This is a genomic window from Komagataeibacter sp. NFXK3, from assembly GCF_054182245.1.
The window spans coordinates 407,965-431,010 of sequence record NZ_JAPIVJ010000002.1; the positions used below are offsets into that span (position 1 = coordinate 407,965).

Genomic DNA, 23,046 nt, shown 5'->3' on the forward strand with positions numbered 1-23,046 from the left:
CCATGACCCATAGCCCTCCTGCCTTCCGCACCATGAGCATTCCCCGCAGCGGGGGGCGCACGTGGCCATTGCAGGTGCATGACAGGCTGGGCTCCACATCCGACCTGTGCAAGGACATGCTGGCGGCAGGGCACGGGCAGGACGGGCTTGCGGTGCTGGCTCTTGAACAGACGGCGGGGCGCGGCAGCCGGGGGCGCGAATGGCGTGATCCGGGGGGCAATCTGGCGCTGTCGGTCATGCTGGTGGGGCAGGGGGCGGTGGTGCCGGTGGGGGCATGGCCGTTCATCGCGGGTCTTGCGCTGCATGAGGCCGTGGCGGGTTTCCTGGCCGAACCGGACGCGCTGGAACTCAAATGGCCCAATGATCTGCTGCTGCACGGGCGCAAGATGGCGGGCATCCTGATCGAGACCGGGGCGGATGAGGCAGGGCCGTGGCAGGTGATCGGCATGGGGGCCAACCTCAGGGCCGCCCCGCGCATAGAAGGCCGCGAACTGGCCTGCCTGGCCGAATGCGGGGTTACGGTCAGCCCACCCGAGATGGCCCGTGCCGTTTTGCAGGCACTCGATACGTGGCTGACGTGCCATGAAGCGCAGGGGTTTGGCGCCATACGCGCGGCGTGGCTGGCGCGTGCGCACCCGCCGGGTACGAAGCTGCGTGTAGTGGCGGGCAACCGGGCCTTCAGCGGCACGTTTGCTGGGCTGGCGGATGACGGAATCCTGCTGCTCGACACCCCCACAGGCCCCCGGCAGGTAGTGACGGGCGAGGTGCTGATGGCGGATGGCAGGCAAGAATAATCCGCCCCGATTGCGGAAAGAGATTTAAGTCAGGGGGATTACATGATAATCCCTTGCATGAATTCATCGTGCGTCGTTTTGTTTCGGTGCGGTGTCGAACGCCATTTTCCGGGCGGGAAATGCGCTGGTTCCACCGCCCGCTTCAGGCCGCGCGCACTGCCAGCTTTTGGCGAGAGAACAGGATCTTGGCCCCGACCGGGCTGACAACAGGACAGGCAGACCGGCACGGAACAGGCGTTCCGGGCCCTTTCTTCAAACACATCTTCAACCCATGATATCTTGTAACAGGACCTTTTAATGAATGACATGACAGGCGTTTCTTTCCTTCCGCTGGGCGGAACCGGCGAAATCGGCATGAACCTCAACCTCTACCGCCAGGGCGATACGTGGCTTGCGGTGGATTGCGGCATTGGCTTCAGCGGCAACGACACGCCCGAGGCCGAGATCATCCTGCCCGACCCCGTGTTCATCGCCGAGCGGCGCAAGGCGCTGGCGGGCCTCGTCGTGACCCATGCGCATGAGGACCATCTGGGCGCCATCGCCCATCTGTGGCCGCAGCTTGGCTGCCCGGTCTATGTCACGCCGTTTGCCGCTGCCGTGCTGCGCCGCAAGCTCGGTGAGGCGGGGCTGGTGCAGCAGGTGCCCATCCATGTGATCGCGCCGGGCGGCGCGTTCAACGTGGGGCCGTTTGACCTGCGTTTTGTCTCGGTCACGCATTCGGTGCCGGAATCGCAGTCGCTGGTGCTGCGCACGCCGCAGGGCATCATCATCCACACCGGTGACTGGAAGATCGACCCCGACCCGCAGGTCGGCCCGCCGACCGACCTTGAAACCTTCGCAGCCCTTGGCCGCGAGGGCGTGCTGGCCATGGTGTGCGACAGCACCAATGTGCGCACCGAAGGGCCTTCCGCCTCGGAAGCCGATGTGCGGCGCGAGATGACCCGCCTCATCGCATCGCTGGAAGGGCGTATTGCCGTCACCTGCTTCGCCAGCAACGTGGCGCGGGTGGAAACGCTGGCCAAGGCAGCGCAGGCGGCAGGGCGCCGCGTGGCCGTGGTGGGCCGCAGCCTGCGCAACCTCGAGGTTGCGGCGCGGGAATGCGGCTACCTGTCCGATGTGCCGAACTTCCTGTCCGAGCAGGATGCCAATTCGGTGCCGGACAACCAGATCATGCTGATCGTGACCGGCAGCCAGGGCGAGCCGCGCTCGGCGCTCTCGCGCATCGCATCCGACACGCATCCCAACATCTCGCTGGGTGAGGGGGATACGGTCATCTACAGCAGCCGCATGATTCCCGGTAACGAGCAGGCCGTCATCCAGGTGCAGGACAACCTGACCCGGCGCGGCGTGCATGTCATTACCGACAAGGACCACCTCGTGCACGTGTCCGGCCATGCCACGGGCGGCGACGTGCGCAAGCTGTATGACCTCGTGCGCCCGCGCTTCCTCATTCCCGTGCATGGCGAGTGGCGTCACCTGACCGCCAATGCCGCCATTGCGCAGGAACTCAACATCGAGCCGGTGCTGCTTGAGGATGGCGATATCCTCGACATCCGCAGCGACGGTGTGGAAGTTGGCGATACCGCGCCCACCGGGCGGCTGGTGCTCGATGGCGGCCGCATCCTGCCCATGAATGGCGGCGTGCTGTCGGCGCGGCGGCGCATGCTGTTCAACGGCATGGTGCTGGGCAGCTTTGCCGTGGATGACGAGGGCTACCTGATTGGCGACCCCAAGGTAAGCGCGCCGGGCCTGCTTGATGCCGAGGATCCCGAGACCGCACGCGTGACGGAAGAGTTCGGCAATGCGCTGGATGAAATTCCCGATGAACTGCGCGAGAACGACGCCACCTTCCGCGAGGCCGCCAAGACCGCGCTGCGCCGCGCGCTGGGCCGTAAGCTGCAAAAGCGCCCGCTGGTGGATGTGCACCTGCTGCGCGTCTGAGAACCTGTTTGAAAACAACTCATTGATAAAAGTTTCTGGGTGCCGCCTTTTTTAAAAAGGCGGTGTTCCGCGAAGCTTTCTGAAAAAAAAGCTTCACCAAAAACTTCCTTATGATCTCTGGATGTTTTTCCGGGCTGACTTTTCAGGCGGTCCCTAAGTCTGGCACCACAGTGCAAACATTTATGGCAGGGAACGGATGGACCGTTTCCTGCCATTTTTTATTGGTACGTTTTCCCTAAACCCGGCGGCTTTCGTGCAACCCGATTTGTGGGGGCACCATACGCCCGCAAGGGGCGCGTGGCCATGCCTGCTCACGCGGATGTTTACGCCCATGCGGGCCAGTTGCATCACGCCTGAGTGTAATGGGAGGGTGCGCGGCGCACATGCCCCATTCCACGGGCGTTGCGATTGGTCTAGGGTCCGCAGCATTATCGGTTCTCATACGTCAAGGTTCATACGGATATGCGTCTGTCCCGCAGTTTTCTGCCGACCCTCAAGGAAAATCCGGCCGAGGCCCAGATCACCTCGCACCGGCTCATGCTGCGCGCGGGCATGATTCGCCAGACATCGGCTGGCATCTACGCCTGGCTGCCCGCGGGCCTGCGCGTGCTCGAGAACATCGCCAACATCGTGCGCGAGGAGCAGGATGCAGCCGGCGCGCAGGAAGTGCTGATGCCCACCATGCAGTCCGCCGAGCTGTGGAAGCGCTCGGGCCGGTATGATGATTACGGCCCCGAGATGCTGCGCATCCGCGACCGCCACGAGCGCGACATGCTGTTCGGCCCGACCAATGAGGAAATGATTACCGATATCTTCGGTCAGGTGGTCAAGTCCTACAAGGAGCTGCCGCAGGTTCTCTACCAGATCCAGTGGAAGTTCCGCGATGAGGTGCGCCCCCGCTTTGGCGTGATGCGTGGCCGCGAGTTCTACATGAAGGATGGCTACAGCTTCGACCTCGATACGGCCTCGGCGGTCGATACCTATCGCCGCATGATGCTGGCCTACCTGCGCACCTTCCAGCGCCTTGGCGTGCGCGCCATCCCCATGCGGGCCGATACCGGACCGATTGGCGGCGAGCTGAGCCATGAATTCCTCATCCTTGCCCCCACGGGCGAGAGCGGCGTGTTCTTTGACAGCGCGCTCGAGGATCAGGACTGGCTGGGTGAGGACGTGGACACCAATGACCGTGCCTCGCTGGAAAAATTCTTCACGCGCATGACCTCGTTCTATGCCGCGACCGACGAGATGCATGATGCGGCAGCCTGGGCCAAGGTGCCCGCCGCGCGCCAGCGCGAGGGGCGCGGTATCGAGGTGGGGCATATCTTCAACTTCGGGCGCAAATACACCCAGTCGATGGATATCGCGGTCAGCGGTCCCGATGGCGCGCCGCTCTACCCCGAGATGGGCTCCTACGGCATTGGCGTCTCGCGCCTTGTCGCGGCCATCATCGAGGCCAGCCATGATGAAAACGGCATCATCTGGCCTCAATCCGTGGCGCCCTTCAAGGCGGTCATCATCAATCTCAAGAATGGTGATGCCCAGTGCGATGCGCTGTGCGAGCAGCTTTACGCCGCAGCGCCCCGCGCCCTGCTGTATGATGACCGCTCCGAGCGCGCAGGCGCCAAGTTTGCCGATGCCGACCTGATGGGCCACCCGTGGCAGCTCATTGTTGGCCCGCGGGGTGCCAAGGAGGGCAAGGTGGAGGTCAAGAACCGCCGCACCGGCGAGCGCACCGAGGAGACGGTAGAAGGCGCGCTGGCCCTTATTGCGAAACTGCAGGGCTGAGCATGTTCGGTCCCTTCGAGCGGATGATCGCCGGGCGCTACCTGCGGGCCCGGCGGGGGGAGCGGTTCGTTTCCATCATCGCGATCTTTTCGCTGGTCGGGATCGCGCTTGGCGTTGCCACGCTGATTATCGTGATGTCGGTCATGAACGGGTTCAAGGCCGACCTGCTGGGCCGCATCCTCGGCCTTAATGGTGATCTGAGCGTGTACGGCCTGAGCCGCACCATCAGCGATTATGATGCGGTGGCAGGCCGCGTGCGGAGCGTGCCGGGCGTGGTCTCGGCAGCGCCTCTGGTTGAATCGCAGGTGCTGCTCAATTCAGGCAGCTACAATGCGGGCGGGCTGGTGCGCGGCATGACGCGGGCCGACCTGGTGGGCTTGCACGAGGTGAGCGACAACCTTGTCGCGGGCAGCCTTGATGATTTTGGCGGCGATGACACGATCGTTGTCGGCACCACGCTGGCCGAGCGTGCGGGGCTGACCGTGGGCGGCAGGCTCACCCTTGTCTCGCCACAGGGGGCGGCCACCGCATTCGGCACCATGCCGCGCGTGCGCGCCTACCGCGTGGTGGCGATCTTTGATGCGGGGGTGAGTGACTATAATTCCAGCTACGTGTTCCTGCCGCTGCATGCCGCCCAGATCTATTTCCAGCTACCGGGGCAGGTGACGCAGGTGCAGGTCATGACGAAGGATGCGGAAAACGTCATCCCCATCCGCACGGCGATTGAAAAGGCGATGAATGGCGAAGTGCGCGTGATGGACTGGACCCAGAGCAACAACGCCTTCTTTGGCGCGGTGCAGGTGGAGCAGAACGTGATGTTCCTGATCCTGACGCTCATCATCCTTGTCGCGGCCTTCAATGTCATTTCCTCGCTGATCATGATGGTCAAGGACAAGAGCGCCGATATTGCCGTGCTGCGCACGCTGGGCGCCACGCGCGGCGCCATCATGCGCATCTTCCTCATGTGCGGGGCCTCGGTGGGGATAACGGGCACGTTTGTTGGCACTGGTCTGGGCATCGTGTTCTGCCTCAACATCGAGCGGATCCGCCAGATGCTCCAGCGCATGACCGGCACCGACCTGTTCAATGCCGAGGTGTATTACCTCGAGCACCTGCCCGCCAAGCTGGTATGGTCGCAGGTGATCGAGGTGATTGCCATGGCGCTGGTGCTCTCGCTGCTGGCAACACTCTACCCCTCATGGCGGGCGGCCAAGACCGACCCGGTGGAGGCCCTGCGCCATGAATGACACCGTAAACACCGCCCCGCCGCTGCATCTTGATGGCGTGGTGCGCCGCTATATCAGCGGCGAGGAAACGCTCGAGGTGCTGAGCGGAGCCGACCTTACGCTGCGCGGCGGCGAGATCGTGGCGCTTGTGGCCCCATCAGGCACCGGCAAGTCCACCCTGCTGCATGTGGCGGGCCTGCTGGAGAAACCCGATGCGGGCTGCGTGCTGCTGGCAGGGCAGGATGCCGGCGCGTTGCCTGACGGCGGGCGCACGGAACTGCGGCGCGACCGGATCGGGTTTGTCTATCAGTTCCATCACCTGCTGGCGGAATTCACCGCGCGCGAGAATGTCATGATCCCGCAGATGATCGCAGGCGTGCCACGCAGGCAGGCACAGGCGCGTGCGGATGAACTGCTGGCCGATTTTGGCCTGGCCCACCGGCTGGACCACCTGCCGGGCAAGCTTTCGGGCGGGGAGAAGCAGCGCGTGGCCATTGCGCGCGCGCTGGCCAACCGCCCGCATGTGCTACTGGCCGATGAGCCGACCGGCAACCTTGATGTGCATACATCCGATGCCGTGTTCGATGCCCTGCTGGTGACCGTGCGCGCGCATGGCGTGGCGGCCCTGATCGCGACCCATAACATGGACCTTGCCCGCCGCATGGACCGCATCGTGACCCTGCGGGATGGAAAGGTGGTGCCGGTGGTGCAGGCGGTGGCCTGAGCCCACGCGCCCGGTTGTTCTGCGGGCGTGGTTTTCCTGGCCGGGAAGCTGGACATCCGGCGCACATGCGATGCGATTCATGGTATCAGGATGAGCGGGAAAAGGGCTGGGGAAGGGATATGAGTTATTTTGAACGATATAAATATCTCCATATTGAACTGATCAGCCATGATGAGCGTAACCTGCCGCTGAAATGGATCAGGTGTTACGACACGCCCGGCATCTGTGATGACTGTTTCCTGATTGACTGGAACGGTTCCATACTGGCGCATGCGATCTGGTATGAAGATAATAACCTTGCCATTAAAGAATTTACGTCGATTTTATATGAAACATATGTAAACGACCTGTTTCTTCATATGAAGAAAACGCATGAACAGGCACAGTTCTTTGTTTTTACAGATGAATACACCCGGCAGCATGGCCTGTTCCGGCTGGAGGGTGATCCTCCTTTCGCAAAAGAACCGGGGCTCGATATCAACCGCATTGTAAAATTTGCGAAGGAAAGGCAGAAACGGCAGGAACAGGAAGCCATCGAGAATAAATTCAGGCTCTCGATGATGAATTTCATTCATAGGATTACGACGCTTTTCTGACAGGGCGGCGCATGCCCCGCCTATTGCGCCTGCCAGAAGGTCAGGCACACGCCCAATTCACCTTCCAGGCCATCGGCGGAGATTTCAAATTCGAATTTTCTGTCAGGAAAACACCTGTTCAGTGCCATGCGCCAGTATTTCTCAATCTGGTGGGCGAAGATGACCATCAGTTCGATGTCTTTTTTATACCGTGCGTCTTCATCCGTGAGGGAAGGGGGCCATTCTTCCCATTTCTTGAAATGGCCGGCTATTTCAAATAGATTGAGGAAATGTTCCATCCGCTGTCTTTCCTTGAATCCTCTTGGTTTTCCTTCATCTATTTTTCTATTTTCTTCTATGTATTGTCTAGTTTGTGAGTTTTTCCATAAAATATAGCCGTCTATTTCAAAAAAATCCGGGTTGAGTATGCCGATTGTGGCAAGGGCCTGCTCTACTGTGACAAAATGCGTGGCATGCAGGAAAAAATCATGATCATCGAAAGGAGCAGTGAATAATTCCAAAATATTTTCATCAAGACCATTTTTGCAAACCTTCATGTGTCTGTTCCTTATGTATTGAGTATGAATAGAAATATTAAAGAGTTATTTCTGGCAGAATGTGACAACGGGACCATAATCCTGTTCATCATGAAAATATTTCACGGCAAATTCCCGTTCAGGAAATGTTTGTTTTAAAACCATGTCCCATGAAAGCCGGACAACCTTGCCTATTTCCTCAAAAACCATATCAGGAACGTCCCCGCTGAAGCATTCAAACACTTCGTAAAGAAATGTGTTGTTCATGTTTTCTTCAACTTTTCTTTTATCATTCTTGTAGTTTTTGCGGGCATCCAGAAAATTGCTTTCAGTATAATAATATTCCAGAAGGAAGCACCCATCCACCACGATAATGGAGGGGAACAGCAGGGCACAGAAAGCCAGTGATGTGTAAGGGCTGCAATTTTTGGCAATATAGGCCAGCTTGTCGTGCGCGCTGCCCTGTTCCATTGCATTCATGATTGAATTGACATTTTCAATGCAGGGCAGGGAATCAATAAGTTCGGTTTTCATAATATGATTTCTCCGCCAAAGGCATTGTGTAACGGATTGCCGCATGGCCACAACTGCCTTGGCCGTGCACCACCTTCGCTGCCTTGCGGTCGCGTCAGGGGAGTGCACATCGCGCCCCGAGTGGGGTAGAATGGCCGCATGTCCCATGCCGATTTTGTCCATCTGCGCGTCCACTCCGCCTATTCCCTGAGCCAGGGGGCCATCCGCGTGCCTGAACTGGTGGCACTGGCGCATGACATGCGCATGCCCGCCGTTGCCATAACCGATACGGGCAACATGTTTGGCGCGCTCGAATTCTCGCAGTATTGCGGCAAGAAAGGCGTGCAGCCCATCATCGGCTGCCAGCTCGCACTCCCGTCGCGCAGCGACAAGCCCGGCATGCCCGCCGAGCCGCTGGTGCTGCTGGCGCGCAACCCGGAGGGGCTGGCCAATCTGCAATTCCTGTCCTCGGCAGGTTTTTTGCAGCACGAGACGGACGAGCCAACCGTAACGCTCGACCAGTTATGCGAACGCGCGGGCGGGCTGTTCCTGCTCACCGGCGGCAGCCGTGGCCCGCTGTTCCACATGCTGGCCGAAGGGCAGGAAAAGGAAGCCACCCGCTTCATGGACCGCCTGCATGAGGCCTATGGCAGCCACATGGCGGTTGAACTGCACCGCCACGGGCAGGCGGCCGAGCGCGCGGTGGAGCCGGGCATGATCGCCATGGCCGACCGCATGGGCCTGCCGCTGGTGGCCACCAATGAGTGCTTCTTCCCCCGGCCCGACATGTACGAGGCGCATGATGCGCTTTTGTGCATTGCCCAGGGCCGCACCATGGCCGAGCGCGAGCGCTGGCGTGTTACGCCCGAGCACTGGTTCAAGCCGCCGGAGGTCATGCGCGAACTCTTTGCCGACCTGCCCGAGGCCTGTGACAACACGCTCGAGATCGCGCGCTGCTGCGCAGTCCAGGTGGAAACGCGTAAACCCCTGCTGCCCATGTGCCCCAAGGTGCAGCCCGGCAAGACCGAGGATGAAACCCTGCGCAACATGGCCATCACCGGCCTGAAAAACCGCCTGTCGCGCATGGAGGTGGATGACGAGACGCGCACGAAATACGAGGAACGCCTGGCATTCGAGCTCGATATTATCGCGCAGATGGGATTTCCCGGCTACTTCATGATCGTGGCCGACTTCATCCAGTGGGCCAAGGCGCATGACATTCCCGTAGGGCCGGGCCGTGGCTCGGGCGCAGGGTCGCTTGCCGCCTGGGCACTGACCATTACCGATATCGACCCCATTCCCTTCAACCTGCTGTTCGAGCGCTTCCTCAACCCCGAACGCGTGTCGATGCCGGATTTCGATATCGATTTCTGTCAGGACCGGCGTGATGAGGTCATCAGCTACGTCCGCAGTGAATACGGCCCGGACCGGGTGGCCCAGATCATCACGTTCGGTAAGCTGCAGGCGCGTGCCGCCGTGCGCGACGTGGGGCGCGTGCTGGGCCTGCCATTTGGCATGGTCAACCGCGTGGCCGAACTCATCCCCAACAACCCCGCCCAGCCGGTCACACTCAAGCAGGCGATCGAGGGCGAACCGCGCCTGCAGGAAATGCGCGACGAGGACGAGGCCATCCGCCGCCTGCTGGAAATTGGCCAGCAGCTCGAGGGCCTGTTCCGCCACGCCAGCACCCATGCCGCGGGTGTCGTGATTGGTGACCGCGAACTGGTGGAACTGGTGCCGCTCTACCGCGACCCCAAGAGCGAGATGCTGGTCACGCAGTATAACATGAAGTTCGTGGAGCAGGCGGGGCTGGTCAAATTCGACTTCCTCGGCCTGACCACGCTCACCATCCTGCAACGCGCGGTGCAGTTCCTGCACGGCATGGGCATCGAGGTTGACCTGTCCGCCCTGCCGCTGGATGACGCACTGACCTATGACATGCTGGCGCGAGGCGATACGGCGGGCGTGTTCCAGTTTGAAGGCGCTGGCATGCGCGACGTGCTCAAGCAGATGCGCCCGACCCGGCTGGAAGACCTGATCGCCGCCGTGGCCCTGTACCGCCCCGGCCCGATGGCCAACATCCCTGATTACTGCCGGCGCAAGCATGGCGAGGCATGGGAGCCGCCGCACGAGGAAATCCGCGACATCCTTGAAGAGACCTATGGCATCATGGTCTATCAGGAACAGGTCATGCAGATTGCCCAGAAGATGGCGGGCTACAGCCTTGGCGGGGCCGACCTGCTGCGCCGCGCCATGGGCAAGAAGATCCGCGCCGAGATGGACCGCCAGCGCGAGATCTTTACCGAAGGGGCGATGAAGCGCGGCATCGAGCAGGACAAGGCTGCCGAGGTATTCGACCTCATGGCCAAGTTTGCTGATTATGGCTTCAACAAATCGCACGCCGCAGCCTATGCGCTGGTATCGTACCAGACCGCGTGGATGAAGGCGAACCACCCCGTGGCCTTTATTGCGGCCTGCATGTCGCTTGCGCGTGAAAAGACCGACAAGCTGGCCGGCCTGCGGCAGGAGGCTGACCGGCTGGGCATTGCGCTCCTGCCGCCCGACATCAATGCGTCCGGTGCCGACTTTACGGTGGAAAAACTGCCCGATGGCGCGACATACGGCATCCGCTACGCGCTGGCGGCAATAAAAAAAGTGGGGCTGGGGGCCATGCAGTCGCTGGTGGCGGTGCGTGGCAACAGACCCTTTACCGACCTTGAGGATCTGGCCGCCCGCCTTGACCCCAGGCAGGTCAACAAGATGCAGCTTGAAAACCTGGCCCGCGCGGGCGCGTTCGACACCATCCTGCCCAACCGCGCGCAGGCCTGCGGCGCGGCCGAGACCGTGATGCGCCGCGCGCAGGCTAATGCGCAGGAGGCGGCAAGCGGACAGATCGGCCTGTTTGGCGGCGGCGGTGGGGCACCCGCCCAGCGCGAGCCGCTGCGCCTGCCGCGCTGTGCGGACTGGCCGGAATTCGAGCGGCTGAACATGGAGGCGGACGCCATCGGCTTTCACCTGACCGGTCACCCGCTGGATTCCTACGGCCCGCTCATGCGCAGGCTGGGCGCAATCCGCGCCACGGGGCTGGAGGCTGCGGCACAGGCCGGGATCGGGCGCGTCAAGATCGCGGGCTGCGTGGTCGACCGCAAGGAGCGCCCCACGCGCACGGGCAACAAGATGGCGTGGGTGCGCCTGTCAGATGCATCGGGCGGGTGCGAGGTCACGTTCTTTTCCGAGGTGCTGTCGCGCGCGCGTGAAATTCTGGTGGCAGGCAATGCCGTGGTGGTCACGGCCGACCTCAAGCTGGAAGGCGAGGCGCTGCGCATTACCGCATCCGACGTGATGGAGCTTGAACAGGCGGCGGCGGAGGCGGCGGCGGAACTGCGCATCTGGTTCGATCAGGCCGAGGCCATCGAGCCGATCCGCGACGTGCTGCTTGGCCACGGCAGCGGGCGGGGGCGGGTGATCCTGATGCCCTCGGTCGCCGCAACACAGGATGTGGAACTGACCCTGGCCGAGCGCTACCGCGTGACCCCGCGCGTGGCGCAGATGATCAAGGCCATTGAAGGGGTGGGCAAGGTCGAGCAGTTTTAAATGTTACTCATTGATAACGTATAAATAAATGCAGAATGCTCCGGGGCGGCCCATCGCCTTGTCGTGTGGGCATGAACCTTGCAAGCTCAGGGCAGGGGTGCCATACGCAGGGGCTGCCTTTTGCGCATCATCCCTGTTCATGCAACGCCGGATACAGAATGGACAACGCCATTCCCGCCACCAGCCTGTCGCACCAGAGCGTGACCTTTGCCGAGGGCCTGCCGCTTGACTGCGGCTTCCATCTCGCCCCGGTTGATGTGGCCTACCGCACCTATGGCACGCTCTCGCCCGCCCGCGACAATGCCATCGTGGTCTGCCACGCGCTGACGGGCGACCAGTACGTGGCCGACCCGCATCCGCTCACCGGCAAGCCCGGCTGGTGGAGCCGCATGGTCGGCCCCGGGCTGCCAATCGATACCGACCGCTTCTTTGTCATCTGTAGCAACGTGCTGGGCGGCTGCATGGGCACCACCGGGCCGCGCAGCCCGCGCACGCTGCCCGATGGCACGCAGGAGCCGTGGGGCACCGACTTCCCCCCCATCACCATCCGCGACATGGTGCGCGCGCAGAAGCTGCTGGTCGAGCATCTGGGCATTACCCGCCTGCTGGCGGTCGTAGGCGGCTCGATGGGCGGCATGCAGGTGCTCGAATGGACCGCGACCTACCCCGAATGCGTGTTCGCCGCCATGCCCATCGCCACAAGCCCGTTCCATTCGGCCCAGAACATCGCGTTCAACGAGGTCAGCCGCCAGGCCATCTTCGCTGACCCGCAATGGCATGGCGGGCGGTATTGGGAATGCGGCGAGATCCCGGCGCGCGGGCTGGCGGTGGCGCGGATGATGGCGCACATCACCTACCTTTCCGAGGCGGCGCTGACCCGCAAATTCGGCCGCCGCGTGCGCCATGAGCCGGGCAAGGGCGGGGCAGGGGGGCCGGGCTCGCTGTTTGGCGAGATGTTCGAGGTGGAAAGCTACCTGCGCCACCAGGGCTCGACCTTCGTGCGGCGGTTTGACGCCAATTCCTATCTCACCATCACCCGCGCCATGGATTATTTCGACCTCGGCGCCGAGCATGATGGCGATATGTCGCACCCGTTTGCGGGCACGCGCACGCGCTTTTGCATCGTGTCGTTTTCATCCGACTGGCTGTTCCCCACCTCGCAGTCGCGGCTGCTGGCCCGCGCGCTCAACCGGGTGGCGGCCAATGTGTCGTTTGTCGAGATCGAGAGCGACAAGGGCCATGATGCGTTTTTGCTTGATGAACCGGATTTTGACCGTACCATCCGTGGCTTCCTGTGCGGAGCCGCCGAACATGCCGGGATTGCCTGACCATGCGCCTTGACCAGCGACTCATCGCCGGCATGATCCGCCCCCGCACCCGCGTGCTTGACGTGGGCAGCGGCGATGGCGCGCTGCTGGACTACCTGTTCCGCAATAGCGGCTGTGATGCGCGTGGCATCGAAATCGACATGAAGGAAGTCACCCGCTCCGTCGCCCACGGCCTGCCGGTCATGCATGGCGATGCGGATCATGACCTGGCCCATTACCCCGATAACGCCTTTGACTACGTGGTGCTGCAGCGCACGCTCCAGGCCGTCGAGCGCCCGCGCGAGGTGCTGCGCCAGATGCTGCGCATCGGGCGGTATGCCATCGTCTCCTTCCCCAATTTCGGGCACTGGCGGCTGCGGCTGCAACTGCTCACGCGCGGGCGCATGCCCATGACCAGCGTGTGGAGCAGGCCGTGGTATGACACGCCCAACATCCACCCATGCACCATTCTCGACTTTTTGACGCTGTGCCGCGATGAGGGTTATGGTGTGCAGCAATGGATGGCCGTTGATGAGGACGGCGAGCGCGCACCGTGGCGGCGCTCGATCCGGCTGGCCAACCTGTTTGGCGAACAGGCGCTGTTCCTGCTGCGGCGCAAGGATGGCCCACGCCCCTGAACGCGCCACGATGGGGAGACCCGACCATGGATACACTCGAAGCCATTCGCACCCGGCGCGCCATCCGCGCCTATGATCCCGACCACCGGATCAGCGATGCCGAACTGCGCACCCTGCTCTCGGCGGCCCGCATGGCGCCCTCGGCGTTCAATGTCCAGCACTGCCGTTTCGTGGTGGTGAAAGACCCCGCCCTGCGGCGCGAACTGCGCAAGGTGGCATGGGACCAGCCGCACGTGACCGATGCTTCTGTGCTGATTGTGCTGTGTGCCGACCGCGATGCATGGAAGGAAGACCCCGCCCGCTACTTCAGCGGCGCGCCCGATGCGGTCAGGCAGCAGATGGCGGACACGATTACCCGCTATTATGAAGGCCGCGAATGGGTGCAGCAGGACGAGACCATGCGCAGCTGCGGCCTTGCCGCCCAGACGCTCATGCTCGCTGCCACCGCCATGGGCTACCAGTCCTGCCCCATGGATGGCTTTGATTACGAGGCCGTGGGCAAACTGGTCAACCTGCCGCCCAACCATGTGGTGGCGATGTTCGTGGTCATTGGCAAAGGCACGCAGGAGGCGCGCCCCCGCGTGGGCAAGCTGCCCGACAGCGAGGTCATCCTGACCGACCGCTTTCCCCCGCGCTGAAGCCGGGCGCAGGCCACGCGCATTAAAAGCTTGCGGTCGGGCCCGCAACGCGATACAGCATCACGCTCGGGAACGGACCGCGCCTGTTCCCCGTGCTGGCTAGATTGCACGTGTCCTTGACGCGGGGGACACGACCATAAGCAGACTGGACCGGCCTTTATCCCTTACATGATATCCTTGCGACGACAGAACGAGCGCCTCCATGCACATGGGGGCCGGTTTCGGATTCACCTGTCGGTTCGCCACCCGGGCACGCAGCGCCCCCAGTGGGTCGCTGCCCCGTTTTTTTGCGCCAGGAGGCGCCATTCATGACAACGACGTTTGCCGATCTTCATCTTGCAGAGCCCCTGCTGCGGGCACTGGACGAGGAAGGCTACGCCACGCCCACCCCCATCCAGGCCGGCGCCGTTCCCTACCTGCTTGAAGGGCGCGACCTGCTTGGGCTGGCCCAGACCGGCACGGGCAAGACCGCAGCCTTCGCGCTGCCCATCCTTGACCGTCTTTTCCGTGAGAAGGGCCGTGCGCACCCCAAGGGCGCGCGCGCCCTGGTGCTGGCCCCCACGCGTGAGCTGGCCTCCCAGATCGGGGAGAGCTTCGCATCCTATGCCCGCCACATGCGCTTTAGCCATGCTGTCGTGTTCGGCGGCGTGGGGCAGGGGCGCCAGATCGAGGCGCTGCGCCGTGGCGTGGACGTGCTCGTCGCCGCCCCCGGCCGCCTGCTTGACCTGATGGGCCAGGGCCATGTCGATCTGTCCGGCCTTGAAGTGCTGGTGCTCGATGAAGCCGACCGTATGCTCGACATGGGCTTCGTGCGCGATATCCGCAAGATTGTTGCCGCCCTGCCCACCGACCGCCAGACCCTGCTGTTCTCGGCCACCATGCCCAAGACCATATCGGATCTGGCGCACGGCCTGCTGCGCGACCCGGCCACCGTGCAGGTGACCCCGCCGTCGAGCACGGTGGACCGCATCCGCCAGGCCGTGATGTTTGTCGATACCGGCAACAAGCGCGAGGCGCTGAAGCTGCTGGTTGACTCGCCCAAGGTCGAGCGCGCCGTGGTGTTCACGCTGATGAAGCACGAGGCCAACAAGGTTGCGACCTTCCTCAACGAGCACGGCATCACCGCCGAGGCCATTCATGGCAACAAGTCGCAGGGCGCGCGTGAACGCGCCATGTCGGGCTTCCGTTCGGGCAATGTGAAGGTGCTGGTGGCGACCGATATCGCGGCCCGTGGCATCGACGTGGATGACGTGACTCACGTGTTCAACTACGACCTGCCCAACGTGCCCGAGAGCTATGTGCACCGCATCGGGCGCACGGCGCGCGCGGGGCGCGAGGGCTGGGCGGTCTCGCTGTGCGATGCCGAGCAGCGTGCTTGGCTGCGTGATATTGAAAAGAATATCGGCAAGAAGATCCCCGTCGTGTCCGAGCATCCGTACCATTCGGAAGCCGCCGAGAACTCGACCATGCGTCCGCCCGTGCTTGGTGGTGGTGGCCGTGGGCGTGGCGGTGGCGGTGGTCGCCCTGGTGGCGGTCGCCCCGGTGGCGGCGGTCGTCCGGCCGGTGGTGGTCGTCCGCCTGCAGGTGGCCGGGGTGGTCGCCCCGGTGGCAACCGCTCCGGCGGTGGTGGTGGCGGCCGCCGCGCGGTCTGACCTGGCCTTGGCCCGCCTTGCATGTGCAGATGGGCCACGGCAGCTGGCATGATTGAAAAAAGGCGCCCGGCCTCTGGTCGGGCGCCTTTTTGCATGATGTGGTACAGGTCTGGATGTGTATTATTTAGAATTAATTAATGTGAAATAATTAAATAAAGTTATAAATCGGGCCCAATGCAGGCATGTCTTCCGCATATTGCAATATTTGTACTGGCAAAATAAACAGCGCGGCGTGTCTGTGCCATCCGCTTGTGAAATAAGTGGAAAAACCAGATAATATCTTGCAGTGATGTGGGCGGCTCATTTACTGTTCCGGCTCGTTAAGAAAAACCTAACAGGCACATTCTTTTTTTGTGGAGCCATCGATTATAGGGAACAGGGCGCAGCCATGGCGCAGGGGGGCAAGCTGTTGCCCGCGGGGGCTCCGGCGCGCCCCTGGGCATGCATATACGTATTGTAGGGCTTTATGTTCGGGTAATCTGGTTGTTAATCATGTTCAGGGAATTATGGCTGAAGTGGGGCGGGGCGGCATTGATGGCCACGCCCGCCGTGCAGAGGGGGCTGATCTTCCTGCTCATGGCAGGTGGCGCGCTCATCTGCGGCTCGGTAGGCGGCGTTAGCGTCACGCCCATGCAGCAGGGTTGTATTTCCATTGGCACGGTGGGGCTGTTCTTTTTTCTCAACCGCAGGCCGGGGCGGCATATTACCTGCATCCTCATGATGCTGTCGCTGTTTGTCTCCTTCCGTTACCTGATCTGGCGGCTGGGCAGCACGGTGCAGTTTGGCAGCGTGCTCCAGAGCGTGCTGTCAGTCGCACTCCTGCTGGCGGAGGGGTATGCGCTCTCGACCCTGTGCCTGAGCTATTTCCAGATGTCGTGGCCGCTCCACCGCAAGCCCCACCGCCTGCCTGACAACCTTGATGACTGGCCGATGGTCGATGTGTACGTCCCCTCCTATAACGAGGATCTGGAACTGGTGCGTTCCACCGTGCTCGGCGCCATGGACCTGCACTGGCCCGAGGGCAAGCTCAACGTCTATATTCTCGATGACGGGCGGCGCAAGGCGTTCCATGATTTCGCCAAGGAATCCGGGGCAGGCTACATCATCCGCTCCGAGAACAATCATGCCAAGGCGGGCAATCTCAACCATGCGATGAAGATCACGAAAGGCGAATTCGTGGTCATTTTCGATTGTGACCACGTGCCCACGCGTTCGTTCCTGCTCAAGACCATTGGCTGGATGGTGGCTGACCCCAAGCTGGCCCTGCTCCAGACACCGCATCACTTCTATTCCCCCGATCCGTTCCAGCGCAATCTGGCCGCAGGCTATGACGTGCCGCCCGAGGGCAACATGTTCTATGGCCTGGTGCAGGACGGCAATGATTTCTGGGATGCCACCTTCTTCTGTGGTTCATGCGCCGCCATCCGTCGCTCGGCCCTGCTCAGCGTGGGCGGGTTCGCAACCGAGACGGTCACGGAAGATGCGCACACCGCGCTGAAGATGCAGCGCAAGGGGTGGGGCACCGCCTATCTGCGCCAGCCGCTGGCAGGCGGCCTGGCTACCGAGCGGCTGATCCTGCATATCGGCCAGCGCGTGCGCTGGGCGCGCGGCATGCTCCAGATCATGCGGCTTGACAACCCCATGCTCGGCCGCGGTCTGCGGTGGGAGCAGCGGCTCTGCTACCTGTCCGCCATGTCGCACTTCCTGTTTGCCATACCAAGGGTGACCTTTCTGGTCTCGCCGCTGGCGTTCCTGTTCCTGGGGCAGAACATCATCGCGGCCTCTCCGTTTGGCATTACGGTTTATGCGCTGCCGCATATCTTTCATTCCATCATGACGCTCTCACGCATCGAGGGGCGGTGGCGCTATTCCTTCTGGAGCGAGATTTACGAGACCTCGCTCGCGCTGTTCCTGGTGCGCATCACCATCGTGACCCTGCTCCAGCCGCACAAGGGCCAGTTCAACGTGACCGACAAGGGCGGCCTGCTGGCGCGCGGCTACTTTGATTTCAGCGCGGTGTACCCCAATGTCATCATGGCGCTGGTCCTGTTTGGCGGCATGGTGCGCGGCCTGTTCGGCATGGTGTTCGACTATCACGAGAAACTGGCGTTCCAGTCCTTCGCGCTCAATACGCTGTGGATCACCATCAGCCTGATCGTGGTGCTGGCCTCCATTGCGGTGGGGCGTGAAACCCGGCAGATCCGGCATGCGCCGCGCGTGCGGGTCAAGCTGCCGGTTGATATCTGTTTTGAAAATGGCGATGTCTTCCATGCCCACACAACCGATATCTCGCTTGGCGGGGCGGGCGTTACGCTCAACCTGCCCACCAAGCTTGAAACGCCCGTCGATATCGAATTGCGCTATACCCACCCCGAGGATGGCATTGAAGTGTCCGTGCCCACCCGCATCCTGGGCCAGCGCGGCGCGTGGCTGCACCTGCAATGGAAGATCGAGACGCTGGAAGAGGAACGGCAGGTTGTGAGCATGGTATTCGGGCGCAGTGATGCATGGGATAACTGGGCCGACTTCAAGGAAGACCGGCCGCTTAACAGTATCTATCAGGTTATCAAGAGCATCGGGGGGCTGCTTGCGCCGCCATATCTGTGGAATATCAGCCCTTCAGGCGATAGCGGGGATGAGGAGGAAGCAGGAGGGAAGAAAGAGGAAGAAAAGCTGGAAAAGAAAAGCCTGATCGTGCCCCCCACCCATGCCAGCAGCATACGTGGCACCGCGGGCGCGCTGATCGCATCCCTCATGCTGGCGGTCCTTCCCGCCATGGCGGCTGAACCCGTGCACCCCACGGTTTTTGACCGTACGGGCGTCTCATCCGCAACGCCGTGGGGCGACAGCAATTCCGGTGACCTGCCGCCGGTGCCGCAGCCGGTGGATGCCGCCGCCGCCGGGCGCATAGCCGATACCGAGGTCACGCGCACCATTGCATTTCGCGACCTGGGGCTGGTCAACGGGCCGCTGAGCCTGACCGGTATCTCCCCGCTCCAGGGGCTTGATGTGGTGGTGCCGGCCAACCGCGTGGTCACGCACGCGACGCTGAGCCTGTCCGGCGCGATTTCACCTTCGCTTCTGCCAGAAGCCTCTGCCGTCAACATTACGCTGAACGAGCAGTATGTCGGCACGATCCGGGTCGACCCCACGCACCCGAGCTTCGGGCCGGTCGAGTTCCCCATAGACCCGCTCTACTTTACCGAGGACAGCAAGCTCAACTTCCGCTTCGCGGGTGAATACCGGCGCGACTGTAACGACCTGTATAATGATGTGCTGTGGGCCAAGATATCGGACCAGTCCACCATTACCCTCACCACCGCGCGCATCACGCCCGAACGCACGCTTGCCCGCCTGCCCGCGCCTTTCTTTGACCCCGCGCTGCGGGTGGCGATGCGCGTGCCGGTTGTCCTGCCCGCGGCAACGCCAGCGCCGGAGGTTCTGCGCGGGGCGGGGCTCGTGGCCTCGTGGCTGGGCCGGATGGCGGGTTCGCACCAGATTTCCTTCCCCGTATCATCCGCATTGCCCGATACCGGGAACGCCATCGAGATTGGCGAGAACCTTGCGGTTGATGAGCAGGGCCACCCGCCCGCGGGACCCACGCTGCTGGAGATTGCCAACCCGGCCGACAAATGGGGCACCATCCTTGTCGTGACCGGGCGCAATGCGAAGGAAGTCGAGATCGCGGCGCGCAAGCTGGTGTTCTCGCCTGATACGCTGGGCGATGTTTCATCCATCGTGGTGCAGGATGTCAGCCTGCGCCCGCGCCAGCCTTATGACGCGCCCGCGTTCATTCCCACCGACCGCCCGGTGCGGCTGGGCGAACTCGTGGCCGCAAGTGACCTGCAGACCTCGGGTTTTGTGGGCGCCCCCCTGCATGTGCCCTTTCACCTGCCGCCAGACCTGTATACCTGGCACCAGCTGCCTTTCCTGATGGATCTGTGGTTCCGTGCGCCTGACGGGGCGGTAATGGACCTCAATGCATCGCGGCTCGATATCCATCTCAACCACAATTATATCCAGAGCTATTCGCTCCGTCCCAACAGCCTGTGGCGGGCCTGGTCGGAGCGGATGGTGACCCAGCATGCCGGGGCCGTGGGGCATGTCACCGCCATGCCGCCGTGGCTTCTGTTCGGGCAGAATGACCTTCAGTTCAGCTTCAATACCCGCCCGGTGGATTTTGGCGCATGCCGCCGCACCCCCGGTGACGTGCAGATGGCGGTTGATTCGGATTCCATACTCGACTTCCGGCGTGGGGTGCATTTCACCATGCTGCCCAACCTGTCCTATTTTGCCGAGATCGGTTTCCCGTTCTCGCGCATGGCCGATCTGGGCGAGACCACGGTGGTGCTGCCCCGCACCCCTGACCACGATACGCTTGGCGCCTATCTGGACCTGATGGGCTTTTTCGGGTCGCTTACGGGCTATCCGGTTGCGGGCGTGCAACTGGCCACCACGGATCAGGTTGCGCAGAAACCACCCTCGGGCGATGTGATCCTGCTGGCGCCGGTGCAGCAGATGGGCGGGGCCGCGGCGCTGCTGTCGCGTTCGGCCTACCATATCGATGACAGTCATCTTGCCGTTGGGCAGAGCATGGGGCTGCAGGGTATCTGGTACCTGTTCCAGGACCGCGATAGTGCCGGCCTGCGCAATGGTGTTACGGCCAACCTTGATGCCCCCGTCAAGGGAGCGGCTTTCATGATCGGGGCGGAATCGCCCTATGCGGCGCATCGCTCGGTCCTGGCGCTGATAGGTGATGATGGCGGCCGGATCGAGGAACTGGTGACCAGCCTGCATGACAGCAAGGTGCTGCCGCAGATACAGGGCGATCTGGTGCTGAAAAACGGCAGCCAGCTCACGACCTACCGCACCTCGCCCACTTATAGCGTGGGGCACCTGCCGTTCTGGATGTGGGTGGACTGGTTCCTCTCGCGTCATCCGCTGCTGATGTATCTATGCGGCGTAACGGGGGCGGTCATGCTGGGCACGGGCGCGTGGATGTGGCTGCGCGCACGGGCGCGACGCCGGGTGCGCGAACAGGCAAAAGCCGATGAAGAAGCCCGCATGCGGGGGGAGGGGCACTAACAGGCCCGTTTGGGTGTAGTTTGTATGGCAGCACGCCGTTTGCCACGCGTGCTGCCATGACGACAGGATGGGAAAAGCCTGGCTTCGTGCGAGACAGATTCTTCTGGATGCATGGCGTTTTGAGTGGGGATAAAGCGTTACGGGTTGATTACGCCACAATGGCAGCTTGTTGCACCCTTTCTGCTAGGCAGATTCAGTGATGCGGAAGCGGATACCCGCCTGTGCGTGAATGGCTGCCTGTTGATCCTGCGCATTCAGGTGCGTATTGGCAGCACCTGCCTGAGCGGTATGGCCAATGGCAGACGGTGTATCGCCGCCTTCACTGCTGGTGCCATACAGGGATGGGAAAAGGTTTTGAGACGCCGGTTGCCGATCCGGACAATCAGCCTCTGATGTTTGATTCAGACATTCTGCATGCCCATCAGGTTTCAGGCGCTCGGGCGTGCCTCATGTGATCTGGCGGCAGCCAAAGCCCGACCAGTATGAAACAGATTGATGTGGTGTGAATAGCTAGGATGGCGGAGAGGGTGGGATTCGAACCCACGGTACGCTCACACGCACGGCGGTTTTCAAGACCGCTGCCTTCAACCGCTCGGCCACCTCTCCTCAAGCCCTGTTTAGCCAGCTATCTTGTTGCCGTCTAGAGGTTACGCTGCACAAAAAACCGCGCCGTGCATGCCGGTGCGCAGCCATTGCTGCCATGAAAGGCGTTAGTGCTGATCGAAAAGGGAAACCGGACCAGCAAGCCGATGTGCATTGCTGATCGTGGGATAACTGACCAGTGCAGCGCTTAGAATGGCCAGCGCCAGGAAAACGGCCTTCTTGATCATGTACAGTTCCCCTTGAATGAGAGGAAATATTAACGGGGGCATGTGTCGCCTGTATGTCTGGTGCATGTCATTTTGTATCATATTTTTTATGGTATTGAGTGGCTACTTTATTTAAAGACAGGATTTCGTAAGGTTATCTTGGAAAAACCGTGTCAAAAATGTTCTTGTAATTTTAGAAATTAAAATGTTTAAAAAATATGCATTGAACAATATTGAGGCCCCGTGGCTTTTCCAAACAGACCATCAGGCAGATGTTTATAATAGCTATGATCCAATCATTTTATCTGGATCGTTAATGCAGACGCCTGATGTATTCTACAACGAAATTTACATACAATTCCACGCACCGCCCTATGCAGGCAAAAACTTCAATGCACTTCGGAACATCCTGACGGACCAGTCATGGATCATGAACAGAAGCCAATATGTTGTCTTTTGCCAAAATGCAGAAAAAATACTTATCAAAGCAAAAGAAAACGCCTTACAGGGCTTTCTGGAAATATTGGAGGCCGTAGGCAGGGAATGGAGCCAGCCCGTGCAGCAGGGTGAAGCATGGGATCGGCCCGCCGTGCCGTTTCATTCAATTCTACAGGTTCAGGCGCTTTCCACATCCTGCTTCCCGTGCAAGATTCTTGTTATCGGGTCCGTTTAATCTGACCTGAACTGGCGCAGTGCGCAGCCTTTCAAACCGACCTAATACGGATGCATGCCCGATAACTGTTCATGCGCCAGAATGCGGAAGCGTTCCTGCTCTTCCAGCGTGGCGGCGCGGGCATCGGCCCCGATGGTCCATTGCCGGTCCGGGTAGTGTAACTGAAAGATCTTGCTGGCCAGTCGTTCAATATCTTCAGGTGTATAGGACATGAACCCGTTTCCCGCGCATGCTCAGGAACGATAGCCGGGCCACCCTGCGGATGACCCGGAAACAGGGCAAGAGGGTCAGACGCCCACCATCACATCGGATGCCTTGATGATGGCAGTCGCCTTTTCGCCCACCTTCAGGTTCAGGTCGGCCACGGCTTCATTCGTAATCGAGGCGGTAATGGTGTTGCCGCCCACATCAATCGTGACATGCGACGTGGTCGCACCCTTGGTAATGCCGCTAATCCTGCCTGCAATCTGGTTGCGTGCGCTGATTTTCATCGTTTCAGTCTCCTTGCTGGCTTCACGGGTGGGTGTAGGCCCATAAGCCGTGTCAATCAAATGGC

Annotated in this window: 17 protein-coding genes and 1 tRNA gene; 13 read left to right on the forward strand and 5 right to left on the reverse strand. The window is 61.5% G+C overall.

The window, feature by feature from the left end:
- The first annotated feature begins 2 nt into the window (after positions 1-2).
- The 6 genes from OQZ28_RS04115 (at position 3) to OQZ28_RS04140 (ending at position 7,066) form a co-directional block, all read left to right on the forward strand.
- Positions 3-794: a biotin--[acetyl-CoA-carboxylase] ligase gene (locus OQZ28_RS04115; protein ID WP_458135211.1), complete on the forward strand. Its 792-nt coding sequence runs from the start codon at positions 3-5 to the stop codon at positions 792-794.
- A gap of 297 nt (positions 795-1,091) precedes the next feature.
- A complete protein-coding gene (locus OQZ28_RS04120) occupies positions 1,092-2,735 on the forward strand; it encodes a ribonuclease J (RefSeq protein WP_130730512.1) in 1,644 nt (547 codons plus the stop codon).
- A gap of 462 nt (positions 2,736-3,197) precedes the next feature.
- Positions 3,198-4,520, forward strand: a complete 1,323-nt coding sequence (gene proS, locus OQZ28_RS04125) for a proline--tRNA ligase (RefSeq protein WP_458135212.1) — start codon at positions 3,198-3,200, stop codon at positions 4,518-4,520.
- Positions 4,521-4,522: 2 nt separating this feature from the next.
- Entirely contained in the window at positions 4,523-5,767 is a 1,245-nt protein-coding gene (locus OQZ28_RS04130; protein WP_458135213.1) for a lipoprotein-releasing ABC transporter permease subunit, read from the forward strand.
- Positions 5,760-6,470 carry an ABC transporter ATP-binding protein gene (locus OQZ28_RS04135; protein ID WP_458135214.1) on the forward strand — a complete coding sequence of 237 codons (711 nt, stop codon included), beginning with the start codon at positions 5,760-5,762 and terminating at the stop codon, positions 6,468-6,470. Before OQZ28_RS04130 ends, OQZ28_RS04135 begins: the two co-directional genes overlap by 8 nt.
- 65 nt (positions 6,471-6,535) lie before the next feature.
- Positions 6,536-7,066, forward strand: coding sequence for a hypothetical protein (locus tag OQZ28_RS04140; RefSeq protein WP_458135215.1), 531 nt, complete (start codon positions 6,536-6,538; stop codon positions 7,064-7,066).
- A gap of 20 nt (positions 7,067-7,086) precedes the next feature.
- Here the strand turns inward: OQZ28_RS04140 and OQZ28_RS04145 are convergent, their stop codons facing one another.
- Positions 7,087-7,602 carry a hypothetical protein gene (locus OQZ28_RS04145; protein WP_458135216.1) on the reverse strand — a complete coding sequence of 172 codons (516 nt, stop codon included), beginning with the start codon at positions 7,600-7,602 and terminating at the stop codon, positions 7,087-7,089.
- A gap of 45 nt (positions 7,603-7,647) precedes the next feature.
- Entirely contained in the window at positions 7,648-8,277 is a 630-nt protein-coding gene (locus OQZ28_RS04150) for a hypothetical protein (protein WP_458135217.1), read from the reverse strand.
- On the opposite strand from OQZ28_RS04150, the gene dnaE reads away from it, so the two are divergent.
- The 6 genes from dnaE to bcsA all read left to right on the forward strand — a co-directional run bounded on the left by dnaE (position 8,254) and on the right by bcsA (position 21,008).
- Positions 8,254-11,688 carry a DNA polymerase III subunit alpha gene (gene dnaE / locus OQZ28_RS04155; RefSeq protein WP_458135218.1) on the forward strand — a complete coding sequence of 1,145 codons (3,435 nt, stop codon included), beginning with the start codon at positions 8,254-8,256 and terminating at the stop codon, positions 11,686-11,688. The genes OQZ28_RS04150 and dnaE overlap by 24 nt on opposite strands.
- A gap of 158 nt (positions 11,689-11,846) precedes the next feature.
- Positions 11,847-13,016, forward strand: a complete 1,170-nt coding sequence (metX, locus tag OQZ28_RS04160) for a homoserine O-acetyltransferase MetX (RefSeq protein ID WP_458135219.1) — start codon at positions 11,847-11,849, stop codon at positions 13,014-13,016.
- Positions 13,017-13,018: 2 nt separating this feature from the next.
- On the forward strand, positions 13,019-13,633 hold the full coding sequence (gene metW, locus OQZ28_RS04165; RefSeq protein ID WP_078524387.1) for a methionine biosynthesis protein MetW: 615 nt from the start codon (positions 13,019-13,021) through the stop codon (positions 13,631-13,633).
- 26 nt (positions 13,634-13,659) lie between these two features.
- Positions 13,660-14,271, forward strand: a complete 612-nt coding sequence (locus tag OQZ28_RS04170) for a nitroreductase family protein (protein WP_130730502.1) — start codon at positions 13,660-13,662, stop codon at positions 14,269-14,271.
- 308 nt (positions 14,272-14,579) lie between these two features.
- Positions 14,580-15,923 carry a DEAD/DEAH box helicase gene (locus OQZ28_RS04175; protein ID WP_458135220.1) on the forward strand — a complete coding sequence of 448 codons (1,344 nt, stop codon included), beginning with the start codon at positions 14,580-14,582 and terminating at the stop codon, positions 15,921-15,923.
- Positions 15,924-16,415: 492 nt separating this feature from the next.
- Entirely contained in the window at positions 16,416-21,008 is a 4,593-nt protein-coding gene (gene bcsA, locus OQZ28_RS04180) for a UDP-forming cellulose synthase catalytic subunit (protein ID WP_458135221.1), read from the forward strand.
- 516 nt (positions 21,009-21,524) lie between these two features.
- Here bcsA and OQZ28_RS04185 read toward each other — a convergent pair.
- Positions 21,525-21,614: transfer RNA gene (locus OQZ28_RS04185), tRNA-Ser, on the reverse strand.
- Between the two features lie 408 nt (positions 21,615-22,022).
- Between OQZ28_RS04185 and OQZ28_RS04190 the strand changes: the two genes are divergently transcribed.
- Entirely contained in the window at positions 22,023-22,490 is a 468-nt protein-coding gene (locus OQZ28_RS04190) for a barstar family protein (protein ID WP_458135222.1), read from the forward strand.
- Positions 22,491-22,531: 41 nt separating this feature from the next.
- Here the strand turns inward: OQZ28_RS04190 and OQZ28_RS04195 are convergent, their stop codons facing one another.
- Both OQZ28_RS04195 and OQZ28_RS04200 read right to left on the reverse strand, forming a co-directional pair.
- A complete protein-coding gene (locus tag OQZ28_RS04195; protein WP_458135223.1) occupies positions 22,532-22,702 on the reverse strand; it encodes a hypothetical protein in 171 nt (56 codons plus the stop codon).
- 75 nt (positions 22,703-22,777) lie between these two features.
- On the reverse strand, positions 22,778-22,981 hold the full coding sequence (locus OQZ28_RS04200) for a TOBE domain-containing protein (protein WP_458135224.1): 204 nt from the start codon (positions 22,979-22,981) through the stop codon (positions 22,778-22,780).
- Positions 22,982-23,046: the final 65 nt, after the last annotated feature.